The following is a 1,964-nucleotide window of genomic DNA, read 5'->3' as shown; positions in this document are numbered from 1 at the left end:
ATCGAGCCGACCGGGATCGAGACGGTGCTCACCGGGCACCCCGGCATCGCCCAGGCCGTGCTCCTGGCCACCGACCATCTCACCGCCTACGTGGTGCCCACCCCCGCACCCGGCGATTCCGTCACACCCGCATCCCTGCGCGTCTGGCTGCGTGAGCGGCTGCCCGAGCACATGGTGCCTGCCCACTTCGTCCTGCTGGACCGGCTGCCGCTCACCCCCAACGGGAAGATCGACAAACGGGCACTGCCACAGGTGGAAGCCCCGCTGACCGCCACCGGGCGTGCCCCCCGCACCGAACTCGAAGAGCTGGTACGCGACATGACCGGCGAGGTGCTCGGCTCGGCTGCACCCCTGTCGATCGACGACAGCTTCTTCGACCACGGCGGGCACTCCCTGCTCGCCGCCCGCCTCACCCACCGCATCGCTGCCACCTTCGGCGTCACCCTCACCCTGCGCGACGTCTTCCAGCACCCGACCCCCGTCGCCCTCGCCCGGCGTATCACGGAAGCCACCGGCCGCCCGGCCCTGCCGGCCCTCACCCGAGCCGCCGTCCGCCCCGACCGGGTGCCGCTCTCCTACGCACAGCAACGGCTGTGGCTCGTGGCCGGGCTGCACGGACCGGACACGGCCTACAACGTGCCGATGACGTTCCGGCTGAGCGGGGAGGAGGTGGACGCCACGGCGCTACGAGCCGCCGTGGGCGACCTCGTACGGCGGCACGCGCCGCTGCGGACCCGCTTCGCGACCGCGGAAGGGCAGCCGCACCAGGTCATCACCCCGGCCGAGGAGGCCGCGGCCGGCGTGTTCGTCGAGGTGCGTGAGGTGACGCCGGGAGAGGCAGGGGCCGAGCTGCACGCAGCGGCCAGGCACGCCTTCGACCTGGCCACCGAGCACCCGTTGCGGGTGACGCTGTTGCGTGAGGGTGACGGTCGGGCGACCCTGCTCGTCCTGCTGCACCACATCGCGACGGACGGCCAGTCCCTGCGCCCTTTGTTCGCGGATCTGTCCGCCGCCTATGCGGCCCGGACGGCGGGCCGTGCCCCCGACTGGGAGCCGCTGCCCGTCGACTACGCCGACTACGCGCTCTGGCAGCGCCCGGCCGTCGAGGGCAGCCTGCTCGACGAGCAGCTGGCGTACTGGCGCACCGCTCTCGCCGGCCTGCCCGAGGAACTGCCCCTGGTGACGGACCGGCCGCGGCCGGCGACCGCCGGGCGCCGCGGTGACGCGATCCGGGTGGACTTCGGCCGGGACCTGCACAAGCGCGTCCTCGAACTGTCCCGCGCCGAACGGTGCACCCCATTCATGGTGCTCCAGGCCGCACTGGCCGCGACGCTGACACGGCTCGGAGCAGGAACGGACATCCCCCTCGGCTCACCCGTCGCGGGCCGTCCCGACGAGGCGCTCACGGACCTGGTGGGCTTCTTCGTGAACACCCTCGTGCTCCGCACCGACACCTCGGGTGACCCCGGGTTCCGGGAGCTGCTCACGCGGGTGCGGACGACCGACCTGGACGCCTTCACCCACCAGGACGCGCCCTTCGACCTCGTCCTGGAAGCGGTGAACCCGGCCCGCTCCCTGGCCCGGCATCCCCTGTTCCAGATCTGCCTGACGCTGGAGTCCGGTCCGCCCGTGCTCCCTGCCTTCCCCGGGATCCAGGCCACCGCCGCCGATCCACCGGCCACCGGGTCGGTCAAGTTCGACCTCGAGTTCCTGCTGGGCGCCGACGAGGAAACCGGCCTGTCGGGGACGGTGCTCTACAGCTCCGACCTCTACGACCGCGCGACCGTCGAACGGATCGTGGAAGCCCTGCGTCGTGTGCTGGAACACGCGGTGACCGCTCCCGAGACCGTCCTCTCCGAACTGGAGATCCTCGACCTCGCGGACCGCCGGCGGATGTTGGGCGAGTGGTCCGGCCGGTCGGTGCGGTACGGCGGGGAGCCGTTGTTGACGGCCCGGTTCGAGGA

Annotated in this window: 1 protein-coding gene; it reads left to right on the top strand. The window is 72.4% G+C overall.

The genetic code is table 11. The annotated features are described in order from the left end of the window. Window positions 1–1,964, top strand: a 1,964-nt coding sequence (locus Q5694_RS34740) for a condensation domain-containing protein (RefSeq protein WP_333937510.1), incomplete at both ends; no start/stop codon positions are given.

The organism is Streptomyces sp. AHA2, assembly GCF_036857595.1.
Lineage (GTDB): Bacteria > Actinomycetota > Actinomycetes > Streptomycetales > Streptomycetaceae > Streptomyces.
The sequence above is the reverse complement of the archived record's forward strand: the minus strand, read 5'-3'. Positions and strand labels throughout refer to the sequence as shown.